14 protein-coding genes and 1 pseudogene are annotated in these 16,713 nt (G+C 45.7%); 1 reads left to right on the forward strand and 14 read right to left on the reverse strand.

The genetic code is table 11. From position 1 onward, the window contains the following. Positions 1-367: 367 nt before the first annotated feature. From BSCG_RS07015 to BSCG_RS0127745, 12 genes are all read right to left on the reverse strand, one after another. The gene (locus tag BSCG_RS07015) at positions 368-1,654 is read right to left on the reverse strand and encodes a sigma-54-dependent transcriptional regulator (protein ID WP_008776823.1); all 1,287 of its coding nucleotides are present in this window, start codon (positions 1,652-1,654) and stop codon (positions 368-370) included. Continuing rightward, a complete protein-coding gene (locus BSCG_RS07010; RefSeq protein WP_008776824.1) occupies positions 1,651-4,047 on the reverse strand; it encodes a hybrid sensor histidine kinase/response regulator in 2,397 nt (798 codons plus the stop codon). Before BSCG_RS07010 ends, BSCG_RS07015 begins: the two co-directional genes overlap by 4 nt. Before the next feature lie 391 nt (positions 4,048-4,438). Continuing rightward, the gene (locus BSCG_RS30060; protein WP_008776825.1) at positions 4,439-4,594 is read right to left on the reverse strand and encodes a hypothetical protein; all 156 of its coding nucleotides are present in this window, start codon (positions 4,592-4,594) and stop codon (positions 4,439-4,441) included. Positions 4,595-4,828: 234 nt separating this feature from the next. Next, on the reverse strand, positions 4,829-5,212 hold the full coding sequence (locus BSCG_RS07005; RefSeq protein ID WP_008776826.1) for a hypothetical protein: 384 nt from the start codon (positions 5,210-5,212) through the stop codon (positions 4,829-4,831). A 308-nt stretch (positions 5,213-5,520) separates the two neighbouring features. Then, a complete protein-coding gene (locus tag BSCG_RS07000) occupies positions 5,521-6,423 on the reverse strand; it encodes a peroxiredoxin family protein (RefSeq protein ID WP_008776827.1) in 903 nt (300 codons plus the stop codon). Between the two features lie 24 nt (positions 6,424-6,447). Continuing rightward, complete coding sequence (locus tag BSCG_RS06995) at positions 6,448-8,607, reverse strand: BACON domain-containing protein (protein ID WP_004308145.1); 2,160 nt, start codon at positions 8,605-8,607, stop codon at positions 6,448-6,450. Positions 8,608-8,690: 83 nt separating this feature from the next. Next, on the reverse strand, positions 8,691-10,142 hold the full coding sequence (locus BSCG_RS30560) for a hypothetical protein (protein WP_008776828.1): 1,452 nt from the start codon (positions 10,140-10,142) through the stop codon (positions 8,691-8,693). Then, positions 10,143-11,051 (reverse strand): fimbrial protein, encoded by a 909-nt coding sequence (locus BSCG_RS06990; protein WP_032849690.1) that lies wholly within the window; start codon positions 11,049-11,051, stop codon positions 10,143-10,145. Between the two features lie 47 nt (positions 11,052-11,098). Beyond that, the gene (locus tag BSCG_RS06985) at positions 11,099-12,022 is read right to left on the reverse strand and encodes a FimB/Mfa2 family fimbrial subunit (protein WP_008776830.1); all 924 of its coding nucleotides are present in this window, start codon (positions 12,020-12,022) and stop codon (positions 11,099-11,101) included. A 238-nt stretch (positions 12,023-12,260) separates the two neighbouring features. Next, entirely contained in the window at positions 12,261-13,421 is a 1,161-nt protein-coding gene (locus BSCG_RS06980; RefSeq protein WP_004318672.1) for a hypothetical protein, read from the reverse strand. A gap of 108 nt (positions 13,422-13,529) precedes the next feature. Beyond that, on the reverse strand, positions 13,530-14,288 hold the full coding sequence (locus BSCG_RS0127740; protein ID WP_004308152.1) for a hypothetical protein: 759 nt from the start codon (positions 14,286-14,288) through the stop codon (positions 13,530-13,532). After that, the gene (locus BSCG_RS0127745; protein ID WP_241762158.1) at positions 14,239-14,937 is read right to left on the reverse strand and encodes a hypothetical protein; all 699 of its coding nucleotides are present in this window, start codon (positions 14,935-14,937) and stop codon (positions 14,239-14,241) included. Before BSCG_RS0127745 ends, BSCG_RS0127740 begins: the two co-directional genes overlap by 50 nt. Before the next feature lie 55 nt (positions 14,938-14,992). On the opposite strand from BSCG_RS0127745, the gene BSCG_RS30565 reads away from it, so the two are divergent. Continuing rightward, positions 14,993-15,289: a hypothetical protein gene (locus BSCG_RS30565; protein WP_225680069.1), complete on the forward strand. Its 297-nt coding sequence runs from the start codon at positions 14,993-14,995 to the stop codon at positions 15,287-15,289. Between the two features lie 7 nt (positions 15,290-15,296). On the opposite strand, the gene BSCG_RS06975 is transcribed toward BSCG_RS30565, so the two are convergent. Together BSCG_RS06975 and BSCG_RS30270 are read right to left on the reverse strand one after the other, a co-directional pair. Further along, positions 15,297-15,863: a DUF3575 domain-containing protein gene (locus BSCG_RS06975; protein WP_004318675.1), complete on the reverse strand. Its 567-nt coding sequence runs from the start codon at positions 15,861-15,863 to the stop codon at positions 15,297-15,299. 581 nt (positions 15,864-16,444) lie between these two features. Further along, positions 16,445-16,713, reverse strand: a pseudogene (locus BSCG_RS30270) (hypothetical protein); the annotation flags it as partial.

Here is a 16,713-nt window from a genome sequence, read left to right on the forward strand (position 1 = left end):
ATTTACCTATAATACAGGTGATAAAATCGGATCGTATTGTTGTAGGTAACTTAAAAGTAACAAACATAAAAACTATTTGAAGAACAACACATATAACATAACTTATAATTGAAAATACATTCCTCGAGACCGAAAAATTCCACGTTAATGATATATATGTTTCGTGCGACATCATACACACTTTAATTTCATGTCCGAATCTAAGATTAAGACCAAGATTCATACCTTACCGGATATTTTTCTCGAAAATTAATAATTTTCCTGTAAATCAACAACATAGAATACAAAACGGGATTTCAACTGTAAGCATCAGTTGTTCATCTAGCCTTACACTTTGTACGGGGAGTACACAGATTTTTGTACGCCATCAGATAATATGATATTTCCTTAATTTCTCATAAAACGTAGTACGGCTTAATTTTAGCATCTTGGCTGCCTTTGAACGGTTATTACCAGTTCGTTCCAGTGTCTGAAGAAGTATAACTTTCTCCTTTTCCTGTTCCGTTGCATCTTCCGGTTCTTCTTCCGTCTCTATCGAAAGATCCAAACTCAGGTCTTTTACCGTAATCCATTGACTTTCGGCTATCAATGCAGCACAGTTTATCGTGTTTTTCAGCTCACGGATATTTCCGAACCAAGGATATTGTTCAAGAGCCGTTTCTGCGAGACGGTCGAAACCTTGGAAATGACGTTTCAGTTTTTCTGAGGCACGTCTCAGAAAAAAGTTTGCCATCGGCAGAATATCTTCCTTGCATTCCGACAGTCGGGGAAGGGTAAGGGTAAACTCATTTAGGCGATAGAACAAGTCTTCCCGGAACCGTCCTTCCTTGATGGCCTTCTCCAGATTTTCATTGGTAGCTGCGATAAGCCGTATATTAAAGGCATATTCATGGGTAGAGCCCAATGGCTTGTATGTTTTTTCCTGCAAAGCTCTCAAAAGAAGAGTTTGTGTCTTATAAGACAAATTACCGATTTCATCAAGAAACAAGGTGCCGCCATCGGCAGCACGAAACAAACCTGGTGTATCGCTTTCTGCTCCGGTATAGGCTCCCTTACGATGACCGAAGAATTCGGAAGCGGCAAGCTCTTCGGGGATTGCCCCGCAATCAACAGTAATGTACGGCTTACTATGGCGGTGGCTCTGGTCATGAATTTCTCTTGCCACATGTTCTTTACCCACACCGGATGCTCCACGGATCAAAATAGAATAGTCTGAAAGGGCAACCAGTTTCAACTTTTTATAGAGTTCTAAGGCTTGCGGACTTTCACCACGGTAAAATTCATTCTCTTCATGAGACTTGCTGAGCACATTAAAGATAGCCTCCGAAAGCTTATCCGGCCGAATAGGCTTGCACAGATAATTGACGGCGCCGAGTTGCATGGCTTGCACCGCATTTTCCACCTGTCCGTAGTTAGTCATGATAAGGAAAGGGATCGTATAATTTTCATCATTCAGCCATTCCAGAAAGAGGGTACTGTTTCCATCCGGCAGACGCAGGTCTGCCAGTATCAGATCGTATTCCTTTTCCCTAACGGATTTCTTCGCATCGGAAAGTTTCGTTACGCTTTCCACCCTCATGCCTTGTTTTACCAGCCAGTTACCGATGGTACGGCTGAAAATAATATCGTCTTCTATAATCAGAATACTTTTCATTGTTTTTCCTCCTGTAATTTATGTTCTGCAAAATCAATAATTTCTTTCATAGAACGGATGATCTCCTGTATATCTGTTATTTGTCTTTTTGTCCATGAACCTGTAGCTGTAGTTACCAATTTCCTCAATTGCATTAACGGATAGTTTATATGAACGGTTTCCCAGAGAGGCAGATTTTTATGCAGGATGGATTGGACGGTTTTCAAATCATTTTGGCTTATGGCTGTAACTATCGAATCCACGTCCTTCCGTGCTTCCGCTATGAATAAGCGCAACATCTCCTGCCGGTTGTCCTCCCCGGAGAGAATGACTGAAAAGTCAGGGCTCTGATCTGTTGCTTCCTTTTGACCGACTATCTTCCTGGTGACATCCATCAGTTGCTTCATTGTAAAAGGCTTGTGTATGCTTCCTGCAAAACCTTCGGATAGATATTCGTTATCATCATCGGAGCGGGCAGTCACTGCGATGACCGGTATGTTTTTGTTTTTTTCTATGTTAGAAGAACGGAGTATTTCCAAAACACCGAAACCATCCATTTCCGGCATCTGGATATCTGTCAGTAGCAAGTCATAATTATTTTTCTTTAACAAATTTGTCAGCTCCCAACAGTTGGTACAGCAATCACATGCCACCCGGTTCTGAGAGAACATTTCACGAGTTATCCTCTGTTGGATAAGGTCATCGTCAATGACCAGCACGCGGATATTTTCTAAATGGACACCGACAAACGGCCTAGTTTCTTCCTGAACGGAATTATTGTCGGCAACCGGAAAGGGAAGGAATACGGAGAAAGTGCTTCCTTTTCCGATACGGCTCTCCACCGAGATCTCACCACTCATCCATTGTATGAGTTTGGAGGTGATCGCCAACCCCAATCCGAAGCCGGGTGTATGCTTTGCATTATCCAGTCTTTCAAAGGCATTAAATATTCGTTTTAACTCTTCCTTTGTCATGCCCGGACCGCTATCTTGCACTGAAATACGTAATTTTTCATTGCTATATTCCGCAGTCAAAGTGACTGTCCCTTTTTCTGTAAATTTCAAAGCATTAGACAGCAAATTATTAATGATCTGTTGCAGTTGTGCCCGGTCACCGTTTACGATGACATTTAGATTCTCAAAACGGGTAGTAAACCTGAGGCGTTTCTTTTTTGACAGCAAGGTGTAGTTCTTTGCCGTTTCTCTGAAGAATACTGATAATGAAAAGGGCATCATATTCAGTTGGATTTGTCCGGTATCCAGCAGATAAAACTCCAGCAGGGTATTTACCAGACTGAGCATATAGTCGGAAGAGTGGCATATGTTCGCTGCAAATTCATCGCGTTTGTCTTTTTCTTCCAATCGGGGCAACAGCTCTGCACTTTCCTTGATGATCGCCAATGGGGAACGTAGGTCATGGGCGATAGAGAGCATCATGTTCTTCTTAGACTGTAGCAATTCTTTGTTCTTTTTATCTGATTCTTCCAATTCTTTTTCATAGCGGGAACGCCTTTTCACATCCCGATGGATAATGACATAAAGTACAATAATTAACATGCAGACAAAAAAGGTAAGACCTGCAAAAGTAAAAAAAGAACTTTCCCTGCCGGATATGGATTGCCCATATCTTTGGAATAAACGCCGGTTGGTTTCCTCTTCGAAATCCTTTACTAAATTATTTAATTTCCGGTTCAATACAAGATTGTTATTATAAAGACTGTCCATCTGTAAAAGAAGCCTCTGCTGCTGTTCCTGCTGTTGTTCCATGACTTCTTTATCCAATGAATAAAGCAGTCCTGCGGGAGAAGAGACTGGATTGGTATCCGTTTCCTTTTCCCTGGCAACTTTTTCCCGTTGTTCCGGATAAGCTGATCTGGACTCTTTTCTATGGAAGATAGACCGTAACCCTTTTTTCATTTTGGAGGCGGCGAAAGATTGCATAGCATTCATCGTTTGTTTTTGAGGTGAGATACGCTCTATCCGGGAAACAATAACCGGTATCTTTTCTCTGACAAAATTACCGGTCTCCTGTAATTGCAGAAAGGTATTCATGACAGCCGAGAGCAGGAATTCTTTTTCTTGCAACAGCAAACAGAGGGTATCTATTTGTCTTTCCTGTTCCGGGGCATGCACATAATCTCTCAACACTTGTAATGTATCGCAGACTTCCCTTCTTTTCACACGGTAACGTTCCTGATCAGCCTCTCTCCATACGCTTACCAGTTCGGCTTGTGTAGTCAGCTCCCAAAGGTGCATGTACGTCCTTTCCACTAACTTGTGGGTATAAACCATTTCCTGTTCCGCTTTTTGCAGGGTATTGTGTTTTATCTGTTCCTGACGGAATAGATATACAATAAAGACGAGCAGGGTAATCAGTATGCTGTAACCGATAAGAATCTTAAACCTTAGTCCCATTTTTTCAGAAGTCTTATAAATGAATATCGTTTTTCAGAATGTCTCCTTCAAACATCCCAAATGAATAAAAGGCTCATTGACATCTATTCTTAGTTGTCAGACTTTCATGACCTTAGAACCGTTCTTTCATCATATACGGTAAAAGAATTACACAGTAACCGGACTACATATACCAGGCTTTAAATATTACATAGAAATAGCATTAAGGAAATACCTCTTTTATTTGTTTTCTAAATAATGGACGTTCACTTCCATCTAATATCCCTTACTTGACCGTAAGCCCATAACAAGTCCAGCTTTTTTGTCAAGAACATACAAGCGGGTTGTAACATTGCATTTTTATGTTCATAGTATATGTTTTAAGATATTGCATAACTAGTTAAAACGGACTTTAATATATTTTTTTATTCAGTTTCACAGCAATCATAATCAAACCATCTTCCACAGAGCAAATATAGTCCAAAGTCACCAATGTAGTGTGATACTCTTCACCACTAATCCATGCCACTATCGAACAGTCGATTCTTTTGTCGATGAATGCTACCATGTGGCTAATGATAATAAGATCTCGTAATTTATAATATTCATATATTCAATTCTTAATGTGTTTACATGTTTATTATCTATTTGCAAAAATAGACAACACCCCCCAAAACAGACTTATACAAATTACTGTTTATCTGATCTTTTTTACAAGATTTACACCACAATGGAGTCTATGGTTTATAAAATGATATAAAATGAAAAATATTGTTTTATGAAAAGGCTTAATGTTACTGCACTAATATAAACTCACTGTGTCTGTTTGTTCCGGCTTTATTTCTTTTTCCGCCTCTTCCATAACCCTTATCATTTCCTGTTCGGGCATGAGCATCAGGTCAGGATATTTGTCCAGAATATATTCCACCAATGCCAGTTCCTGCCTGTAAAGCATACTGAGAAGAACATATGGTTCATATGGTCGGGAACCGACCAGTCGTGCAATGAACTCGCTTCGCATGTCAGAGAATAACATAAGCCTTCTTCTGGCTTCATCCATTTTGCAGATGTCCCGGTTACGCCAGACACGCCACCGGATCAAATAATAGAGCTGAATCCGTGAACAAAGCAGGGCTAGTTCAGTCTCAAGGATAGCCCTGTCATTTTTACTTAAAAAATCATTCATAGATGTATGCATTAAATGTTCATATTGAAGTGTCGGCCAGTTTTCGCAGCCCGACAGTTATACAATTTCCTTACGAAATAGACTAACTGTTGGATAAGAGTAGCATCAGGGTAAGAAGGATTGACATAAGGAGTATAAGAAATCCTAGGGTATATTTACGCCTGCGCTTGCGATACGGTCTATGACTTTCATAACTCTGGCGGGAAGCATTCCAGGCTTTTCCGGGGACACGGTTATACAGCTTGGGAATTCGTGTCAGAAAACAAAAAGTGTCTGTCATATGTGTCATGCTTTCGTAGGTTAACAGGTTAAGGTATGCTTATCAGCCCTGTTTCCTCCAGTGTGTGATAGGAACCGGCAATCCGGCCATCAGGGTTTACCACGACCAGAGTAGGCGTAGATGCCACACCGTAATTTTCGAAATCAGGACTATAAAAACCACGAGAATCGTACCATTTCTCTGTCCATGGCAAGGAAGCGGCGCGGGAAGAAAAGATATGCTCGTCTTCGTCGGAAGCAATAGACAGCACTCGCACTCCCCTGTCCTTCAAGGTAGTGTAAAATCCGCAGAGGTCACGTAGGACAGCTTCACAGTTAGGGCAATCCGTTTCATAGAACAATAGTAATGTAGGACCGCTTGCCACCAACGGTACTGTATGGGAGAGACGCGGGGCTTTTTTTCCTGCAAGCAGCAGGCGGGTAAGCAGGCGGCGAGCAATGTCTCCCGGACAGGCGGGATCAACATCGATGCCCATAACGGCTGCCGCAGTGACAGCCGCTGCATCATTCATACCATGCTCCTGTAGTCGGGTAGCCACGATACGTAACATTTCTTCCAGTTGTTTTTCCTTGCCTGCATCAAGCATACGAGCTGCAAGACGCTTGACATCTCTGCAAAAGCGATAGGTAGCCAGCTTAGTCGTAACTTCAGCTTTCCCAGCTTTCATCATCATATTGTAAAAAATATAAGAATCAGTCCACGAATACAAATATTTGTGCCTGTGCGAAAAAGCAAAAGACACATCAGACGAAAGCGTATCCGTTACGTAATGCTGTTCACGGCGAAGAGTTAAGGAATCATCTGTTGCAAGGGCGCGCAGCAGACATTCGTAATGTCGCACAACTTCCGCCTCTTCACCGCCCTGACGGGAACTGCCACAGCCCCCCAAAAACAGTCCAAACAAAAAGACTAAAACAGTTGATCGTTTCATGGTGCTGTTTGTTTAATGGTTAAATTACTGGTCATGCACACAACGGACACTACCGCCCAGCAGATAATGATAACCATAATATTCATTAAACCCTGCAGGTAACCCGGCCGGACTATGAATGTCATTACCGGCACCATGCATTAAGGCCCATCTATTACGATTAACCCTATATGTGGGCGCTGTTTTTCCAGCTCCGATATCAGGATTCCAATATATTCCTGTATGTAATACAGAGGCAGGAGAATGTCGTTGAGGTGATGAATATATCATTGGAGTTTGTGTCCAGATAGCTAAAACGCCTTCTTCATATCCACCATCGGGGGCAGATATGGCTGGAAAAGACTTAGCTATTCCCGCACCGCTTTCTATCAATCGAGTAAATACAACAGGATAAGAGCCTGTTATAGACTGTATCAGATTAATAACCTCCCAAGCCGTAGGGAGTCGCCAGCCATCGGGGCAGGCACGTTGGGGAATACTGCCATAATAAATGGGTCCGACCATAGCTGGTGCCAAAGAATATGAACGAGGACGAGCAGCCATATTAGGACCTCCTTCCCTACTGGCGTCTATCATCCAACAAACACCACCATTACCCATACGGGTAGTCTGATAGTTACTGCCACCGATACGCATAAGTTTCATGGAATTTCCGAAACCACAAGCCGGTTGCTGGCTTACATGCAAACGATATTCCAATTCGTTAGCAGAATTTCCTGTTCGTATGGAAAGGACAGCACTACGCATATTCTGGGTAAAGTTCTTACTGTTTGCCGAAATAGTAACCGTGGCTGGTACTCCCGCTGTACCCGAGGTTTGGCTGAGTGAAATCCATGAAGGTTTTCCGGTTATTTGCCAATTGGTATTCTCTGTAGTTATATTTACGGGTAATGAAGCGACACCTATTTGGATATCACCGTCAAAAGCGAACACCCGTTTGTCCACCGTCAGCCGTTTGTTCCCTCGTACTATTACTTCTTCTTGTACCTCGTTCCACGGCACGATACGGCATTTAAGGGTATGGTTTCCTTTGAAAGCTTCCTCGGGAGTTTGGGCCGGCAACCCGTCCACACTTTCCACTTGTACTTTATATTCATGATTACGCAGAATATCCATCGGCACTCCCGAACCGTAGTCCTTGAAGTCGAGGCGGTAGTAACCGTCTACCGACGGCTTAGAGCCGGTGAGATACGGCTTCACGTGCATAACCAGACAAAGGTCGTCCAGCGCATTCCCGCCCGAGGGGCGGTTCTTGTTGTCCACCTCGCACAGGTAGAACGTCTTTTGTGAGCCGTTGAAAATACCGATATTCCCGGGTGACACATCGCTGTTCAATGAGGTGAATGTACCCCGTGTCTGCCGTGCCCCGACGGGTACGGTGGGAGTATTCACTTGCTTGCCCGTCACATTATAGTTGTCCGGTGCAATGCGTCCTTTTGCCCGGTAATTGTACAGCCGCAGATCGTTGTAATAATAGAAAAAGCCTTTTAGGTCGGATTCAAGAGGATTGATAAGCGTGAACTTAGCTACCGCACGTATCATCGTCACCTCTTGGGGAGCGCCAGAGGGAGAGAAACCTTCGCCCACCGCTTGGTTGGGAAGCTCGCCCCACATGGGTATGCCATTCGTAAAGTCGGGTGCGGCATCCGTTCCGACATCGAATGCCAGGCGGTTCATTACCCCCTCTTTCTGTTCTCCGAATGCAGCAGCAAGGGTATTCACCTGCTCACGGACATTGGCAAGCACCACGAGTGTCTGATGTTCGGGAGCTCCCATCAGCTGTACACGTACGGTTTGTGTGCCGATATCGTATGTACCCTGTGCACGGTAGAAGAATGTACCTTTCTTTATATTCGTAGGATCTGCAGGATCAACCTTGAATGAAAGTACATCTACAGTATTGATTCCATTTTCATCTATAGCACGTGTCAGCGGCGCACGCGTTTCGGAACTTTGCGAGGTGTTCATTTCAGCAGCCTGTTTTGAAGCACCGGTTTTAAAGTTCAGGTAAATAACGGCTGTATGTCCGTTCGCTTGCGGCACCGACTGCTCCGCATCATCACTGCAAGCGGTCGGAAGGAGCGCCGCCATTGCAATCCACAGCACAGCTGAGGCATGTCGCCTCCACAGATATGCCACACGGGTGAAACCGGATAAACCGGAAGTCTGAAATCCTATATTCATTTTTCTTCTTTTTTTAGTAATATATCTATTTTTTATATCAACTTTCTTACAAACTAAATTGCATCGGTCATATACCGTCTTACTTATTTATCGGCGAACAGACGAACGGAAAACCCGTGGTGTTTAACGTCTCTGTAGTTCGCGAACGCAGAGTACGAGTAGAAAGACACGTTCCAAGCATTGCCGAGGAGGCTGGGAAACTCCGTGCTCGACCAATACCGACCATATTCGCCTCGGGCTTCGAGCAAACCACTCGAAATGAACGTTGGGAAGGAGATATAACCGGCAGCCGGAAAAATACGAACGACAGCCTCGGAAGTATGGCTATCCCACCAAGAATCATTATTGATAGTGCTAATGTTTCCTGTAAATGCGCTGCCCAAGTAAACACAATCCACTTTCAATAGGGAAGTAAAGTCATGGTTGGCAAACGAACCCACGCGGGTGTAACGGTAAGCACAAACCATATTATTATCAGTAGCAAGAGGGAAATCGGATAGGGAAGAATCATCGATAGGATTACCGGTACCTTGTTTGAAACGCAGAGCGTAACAAACACCGTTACCCGAAGAGAAATAATCGTTGGCGAAAGTTTTTTTGATGCCACCGAACTCAATAGCCTCGTTGACATTAGAAGTATTAGTAGGGGAATCATATTGGGTATTACCGCTGTAGGAGAAAACGCCCGTCAACTCCCAGCGGGAAGGCAGGTGGTAACCATAACCGGGATGCCCCAGTTTAAAAAAGACATCATCAAAGAGCTTCTTGGCATTTGGATTGTAAGTATCATTATTCTCTCCTGTGAGCACGTACCAATTATAATAACCGGATTGGTCATTGCTATGGCTCGAAGCCCAATGAAGATTAGGGTCAGTCTGGGCTGCAGTGGGAGAAATACCCGGAGGAACGGAAGAAATGAAAGGAGAATTATAGATAGAGCCACCGGCGAGGTTATATTCGGCAACATAATCCAAAGGCGTACCGATCTGCTTAATATTGATTTTAGTATAAAGTCGTCCAGCCCGTATCTCCAGATAACCATCCTTGAATCCCTTGCCATTCGTGATGGCCTGCAATTCCTCCGTAACCGGATTGGTGAGAGTGGCGCCAGCCGCCCCACTGTTTTGACTGGGTTTCAGCCATGAATTAGAAACTGAAATTGTTGTTCCGTCGGCATTATAGGCACCGACCTTCCACCCACTGGGGTAATTGGTGCGCACAGAAAATTTGTTCTGTGTGCTTGTGGCATCGTGCTTGCCTTGAAGTGTCATCGCCGTTCGGGTCACTGCCAAGAAATGCCCCGATTCATTGAACGTTATATCTGTGAATGCGTCTATCACGATGGGCACTACTACGATGTTATGGTTGGTAAAGTTGTCCGGGCTGGTTACAGCCTCGTTCAAAGTGGCAAACCCCGGCCCTTTCACTTCCTTGATGGTGAAAATATAGCGGTGGTTGCGCAGAATGGGCATGTATTTACCCTTTTCGTAAGGACTCGTGCCACCGCCCTTGATACCGTCCCATGTATAATCCATTCAGTAGTAGTATTCTCTTCCTTGATAGGCAAGATTTATAACTATACAAGGACGGCTGCCGCCGGAGATAGCCGACTGTTCATTCAAATAATAAGTGATGACATTCGGAGATGCGGTGTTTGCAGTTCCCTCAAGCGGGTGCCCGCCACTGACTGCTGGCTGCGATGTGGCAGGCAGTGTGGGAGTCATGTATCCCGATTGTGAAGCGGTGGTATTGTATGTAGCAAGATCTACCCAAACGCGTCCGTTGCCTACGGAATTGACGAAGTAAACCTTTCCCGCAGCTGTCGTGGCTCCCGAAGTTGTAGGATTGATGATATCCACCTTCGCCAGCATGCGGATAAGCGGTATTTCCTGCGCAATGGTTTGCGACACACCGGCTTTCAGTTCAAAGCCTCCCGCCGGGGCATGCTCGCCGTACATGGGTATGTATGTGCCCGTACCTTCTTGTCCGAACCTACCCACGACTTCCACTTGCTTAAGAGCGTCATAGGTGGAACCGGCTGTTATATTTGCCAGTTCTGTTTGGGCATTAGCTATGAGAGCTATACGTTTGTATCTGCCCGCAATAACGGGCACAGAGAAGTATTTCGTATCCGAAGAGCCTGAAAGTGTATGCAACGAGCTGCCCGGAATATCATATTTCACCTTGACTTTCTCCGTACCGCCTTCATCGGCAAACATCAGTACGGTAATCTCTGTTATCCCTTTCTCGTCTACACCACGAGTATTCGCCGCCCGGAAATCGGGAATCCTGACAGAAAGTGTCACTTCGGCCGTCTCACCTTTGCCGGACACGGGCGGAACAGGAAGAATGAGTTCGTCTTGCCGGCACGAAAGTACGAGCGGCAGTAATAACAGGACCGACAGCAGGTTGCGGAACGGTATGATGATTGAACTACTTGGCATAATATATTGTTTTATGATTTGCATTTCATGATTGACCGGTGCGTTTTTTACACTCCTCCGGGTTTTACATTCTGATTTTCCCAATTCCTGATCGTTATTTTCGCATGACCGTTTGTAAAGGTAATCTCGATAGGAATGGTTACTTCAATATCTTCCTCCATCGGTATGTGGTAGCGGGCAATAAGCCCTGCCAACGAAATCGGGGGCACGATATGGTTTCCCGTGGTGGGATCGATAATTTCCACCATGCCGGGGGTATCGGCCTTGAAACGGGGGATGTCAGTCGTGGCATTAGCATGGCGGTTGGTGACATCATATGCTACGGCAGGCTGGAATGTCTTGTTCCGGCTTACGGACTGGAGACGCCATGTGCCCGAGGTTTCGTCGAACACCGGTCGCAAGGCTGACTCCATGCCCGTGATGTGTACCACAGGCTGCACGCTCACACCATCAAGGTGAAGACTTACACGGATAGTGCCGGGGCTGAAATTGACAGTATGGTCTCCAGTCTCGTGCTCACTGACCGTAAGTGGCGTGACAGCGAAAAGAAGCCGATCAAGCGTGGGGATGGAAGCGGAAGTCTCCGCATGCGGGTGTGAGGCGGAAAGGTTCCTTATGGTTTCTCCTTCGGAAAAGCCGCCGAGCTTGGTCTGTGCATCCGAAGCATTCGCCCAGAGCACGACAGTGTAGTTTCCCTGCGGCAGATACATCTCAACACCCTGCAAACGGTCAAGTTCACTCTTCTCCAGCGTCTGCATATGCTCAATACTGCCATCGGGACGGTACACACACAGCCTCACCCTCTGAACACGCTCTCCGAAAAGGTCAGCGGCAGAGCCGCGAGGCTTGTAGGTAAATCGTAACAGGGTATCCAGAGGGCAGCCCTCCAGGGACTCCCTGATGCACCCCGACAAGACTAAGGTTAAAATACCGGAAAACATCAGGAAGCGTATAGCTTTATACAATTTCATGCGTAGTATCTTTTAGGTGAATAACTGTGGTTATGACTTTATATGAATATACGTGTTATGATTTAACAGGTTATAGAAATACAGGTCGTGAGGTCAGGGCAAAAGACACCCACGACCTGCTTACATTCCGCCGTGCGAGAGGAACTGGTGAACTAGTAAAATGAGCTAAAAATCTCCTCTACGCAAACGGACTTGTAAAAGAAACAAACAAATACAATATACCTTGATGGTATGACAGTTAGAGATTAGGCTTGACAGGAACGACCGTCCAGGCTTTTACCGTCACCTTCAACCAAACGCTGACAGCACTGGTATTAGGTATTGTGGAAAGGTTGCTCTCGTCAAATGTAAAGTCGGCTTTCGAGATAGTATAAATCTTTCCTTTTTCCAGTTCTACAATATTGCCACTGCCATCTTTGAATCCTCTCACGGTGATAAACTGGTCACCTGTGCCGAAATTCACGCTGCTGCCGGCCTTAGCAGCCAAATTACTCAACTTAAATACGAGCTGGAGTTGCTCGTTCGCGTCAGTACTGTTACCGTTAGGAACAACCTGATATGCCCAACGTTGCCCTGCAGTTGGCGGAATGACTTCCTTTGGGATACCTGTAGCAGCGACGGCAGACTGGTCAAAGAGTTTTCCAGCGTTAGCAGGGGTGTAAAGCCCCTGTCCTTGAGCATAGGCAGCAGGAGTAGCACCATATTGTACTTTCGTTCCCACAACGGTACCGGCCAGGTTGAACTTTTCAAAGAAGTTATTCACATAGATTCCTTCCAGCGTAAAACCATCCACCGCACTGGAGGCCGTAGTCGCCAGACCTTCGATTTCGACACGTGCCACGGCAGGACCGATTTCCACTTCGGCATACTTGTCACCGTCCGTTATTCCAGGGGCATAAGGCAGGGCCGGACTACCGGTAGTCCATGTCTGCAGGGGTTTGTCATCGCCGCTCAACACCACATCCGCAACTGCAGACTGGCTTGTGATTTCCAGTTGTACAGCTTTCAATGCAGCTACGGTTCCACCTGTAGGCAATGAAGTTCCGGCAGGAATATTACCACATACCGTTACAGTGGTAGCCGCCGCGGGTACATCCGTTATTTGGGTACCGGTAGTCAGATTCGCAATCGTGATGGGAGTGGTTGTAGTCGCGTTCACATATTTCAGAATGCTGGTCCCGTCATGGAAGTATACATGCAGATTACTTACCGTAGCAACCGTTCCCGAGGCTACAGGAGGCTCGGTCGATCTCGTCAGCGTCGGCAACTCCAGCTTCATGAATACGCTTCTCGCTTCCCCGTTCTTTACGTCAGGCACTTCGATGTCATCGTTACTGCACGCGGTGAATGCTGCAGCCATAGCAACCATTGTAAACACGCTTAACAAACTTTTTTTCATAATCATTGTAATTAAATTGTTAATAAAAAAATAAACACTAATAAAACACTTGTTAATATTTAATTCGTACTTATACTTTTTTTCCTGTTTTGTTCTTTCTACTTTTTACTATTTCCCTTCCGCTATCCTGTCCAGTTCCATACGGAGCCCGAAGAACTTGGGAATGAGGTCCGACAGTTCCGGATCCAGGGGAATACGCAGGACAAGATTGGGATTCATGCGGCAGGCCGCAAGCATATGTTCCACTGCTAAGTAATCATCGCCCTGCCGGGCGCTTACCACAGCATGCAGGTATTCCTTGCGGGAATCTACGGGTAACTGGTCTAAAAGAGCGGAAGCCTCTTTATGATAACCGAGCTGTGTCAGGCAAAGGGCGGTGTTATAGTCAGGCCGTTTTTCCAATATCGGCAAGGCTTGCCGGTATTGTCGCTCTGAAAGGAGCCGCAAGGCTTCGGCATACTCTTCTCCCTGCGGAGTATATACGGGACCGCTTGCCGCAAGAGAGTCTGTCTCCGCAGAAGCTATGACATATTGGTCCAGAGCGGAACGGTCAACCAGGTCGCTAAGCGAGGCCACAATGAAGAGCAGCGTGTCCGAGGCGGCAGGCCGCCATGTGCTGCGGTCGGTGGCTTCCACGATAGACTCTAGCCGCACACGGAGCTTTTTCATTCCATCGGTGACGGGCAGAGAATATACATAGTTGTAGATATAATCATGTCCGGAAACTGAATCCGAATTCTGGCGGACCATCACGGAGTCGATATAGGGGAAGGGAATCATACGCCGGCGGATTTCATCACGGTTACGGTCATTCATCTCATTTTCGGCAATCCGGTCGTAGAAATAACGGTGGCGGGAGATGTCCATCGAATCGGTGGCGGTGAGGACATAGTTGTGTATGTCGGACAGGCTGCGCCCCCCCGTTATAAAGGTCACGGAATTTCGAAGGTACACGATCGGCGGTAAGCTCGCGTTCCAGCCGGTACATCGGCCAAAAGGAGGCCGTACGATGATATTTACGGTCATAGGAGGCCCACAACCCGAGCGTGTCACGACCAGCCACATAGCGCCGTACGCTTTCTTCGATCCGCTTGCGTTCCAGGCGGTGACGGAGTGTCGCACGGTTGGCCTGCGTACGCGTGTTCCAGAAATTCTGGCGTTCAAGGGCAAGGCGTTTCCACTTCTCGTAGGCAAGCTGACGGTCGCGCTCCTTGCCGTAAAGTTCATAGAAGAACCTCTGCCGGCGGGCGATATCCTTATTGATGCCTTTACGGTCAAGATACACACTATCATAAGCCGAAGGATCGACAATTCCATTAAGAAACAGCCTGTACGCCTTATAGTCCGCTTCCTGCATGCGGGTAAAGGAAGAACCGGAAAGCACAACAGGTGGTAGCGGGAAGCCTGAACTGTCAGAGGTGCAGAGCATCGGGGTGAGTGTGACACGCCAGCAACTGTCAATCAGGAGGGAAGGGACATGGATATTGAATTCCAAACGCACGGAACCTTCCCGCATGGTGACCTGCTTGACGACCGTGCGTGCAGCGACGATGTCAACACCGCCCAGGTGTATGGTTTTCCATACGTCATCCGTACTGTCGGAGACCTCTTCGAACTCACCGGGAAGAGTGTCCGAAGAAGTGGTGAACCCCACCTGTTCGGCAAGCACTCCGGAAGGTGCGCTCTCCTCGTGGGGAAGAAAAATATTAGGACGGCCGGACTGCATAAACAGCCGCATAGTCCGCGGTTCGCGGGAAGTGGAACAGGACACGGCCAGTAACACTCCCGCGCAGAAAGCGGCGGCCGTTATGTGGGATTTGAGATACTTATTCATCATTCAACTTTTTATATCTTGTTTCAACAGATAAGATGGTTTCAGAAAAGATAAACCAGATTAACGGCGGTACGTGTGGGTGTCACATAGACACCGGAGCCCTTGCCGGTACGCTTACCGCAGTTCACGCAACGGTAACGTTCCCAGTCGGCCCAGACAACACCGAGACCCAGTTCGAACTCCAGATTCCAGCGACGCGAAAGGGGGCGCACCAGCCCCGCAGAAAGCCCGCCGCCGAAAGCTGTGCCTTCGTAACGGTAGCGATGTCCGAACAGACCACCCGCATTATATATGGAGAACACACCGTGGAGCCCGATAAAACAACCCCTTCCGTAAGTTTCGCGCATCCAATAACGCACACCAGGCTGGACTGTGAAGTTTTTAAGCTTGCCGTCATCCCAAAGACGGAAAGGATTGTACTGTACGGGAAGATGGGCGGACCAATGCGTGGAAAAAGCCATGGAACCCTCCACATTCAGATTCCCCGTACCTAAACCCACCAGATTGGTTCTGACAGAATAAAACTGCGCGGAAACCTTGTCTGAATACACAAGGCAGGCCAAGACACAGGCAAAACATAAAAAGTACTTTTTTCTATTCAAATTCATAATTCAAACTAGGATAACTCAAACTTTAAGTGGATAAACAAAACATGCACCCAAAGTAAACGGATGAAAAGCTGTGTCATCATAATAAGACTGTTCTTATTCTACGTGCAACCTGTAAAAATGAAGTATTTTAATGAACAAGAAACAGTTTTATATTATCACATCTGTTTTGTTTTTCCTGGTTGCAAAAGTAATAACACATAAATCACGAGTTACAAAATGAAACCACAAATCTAACGTCCGCATTGCATAAAACATTATAATACAGAAACATAAAGACTTCGTTCTTCTTATTTTTCTAACACGACGCTAACAGATGATTTACAACCTTAAAAAATATTGGGCAATCAATAAGTTTCTGACAATTGACTGGAATAGTAACAGATATTATAATGAAAGCATCTTCATACTTTCCGGACATACCTCCCAGGAGAATTAAACCTGTTATGGCTTACCTCCATGACAAAACCATTCTACAATTACATCATTCCGGTATTATGGCAAAAACAATCTGAACATATTCTAGATTTAATTACCGGATGATGCATTAGTCATTGGAACCTAGTATAAAGTTGAAATACCTATCCCAGAAGGCTTAAGAATAATTCTTTATTAGCTGTTTCCGTAGATTTAATACGTGATTTGAGCCGTGACTTGCGAGCGTATACATTAGCCACCGTATCCTTCATGAATAAGCTAATTACTTGCGGTGAAAATCCTACAAAAATATAGCATAATAACCTGGTGTCGGAAGCTTTCATAGTTGGAAAATCTTCCTTGAGCTTGTACATGGCATTGTCATGACAAGTGTTTACGATTTTTTCCAGTTCTTGCAGTATGCCATTGTTTT

The organism is Bacteroides sp. 2_2_4, assembly GCF_000157055.1.
GTDB classification, from domain to species: domain Bacteria; phylum Bacteroidota; class Bacteroidia; order Bacteroidales; family Bacteroidaceae; genus Bacteroides; species Bacteroides ovatus.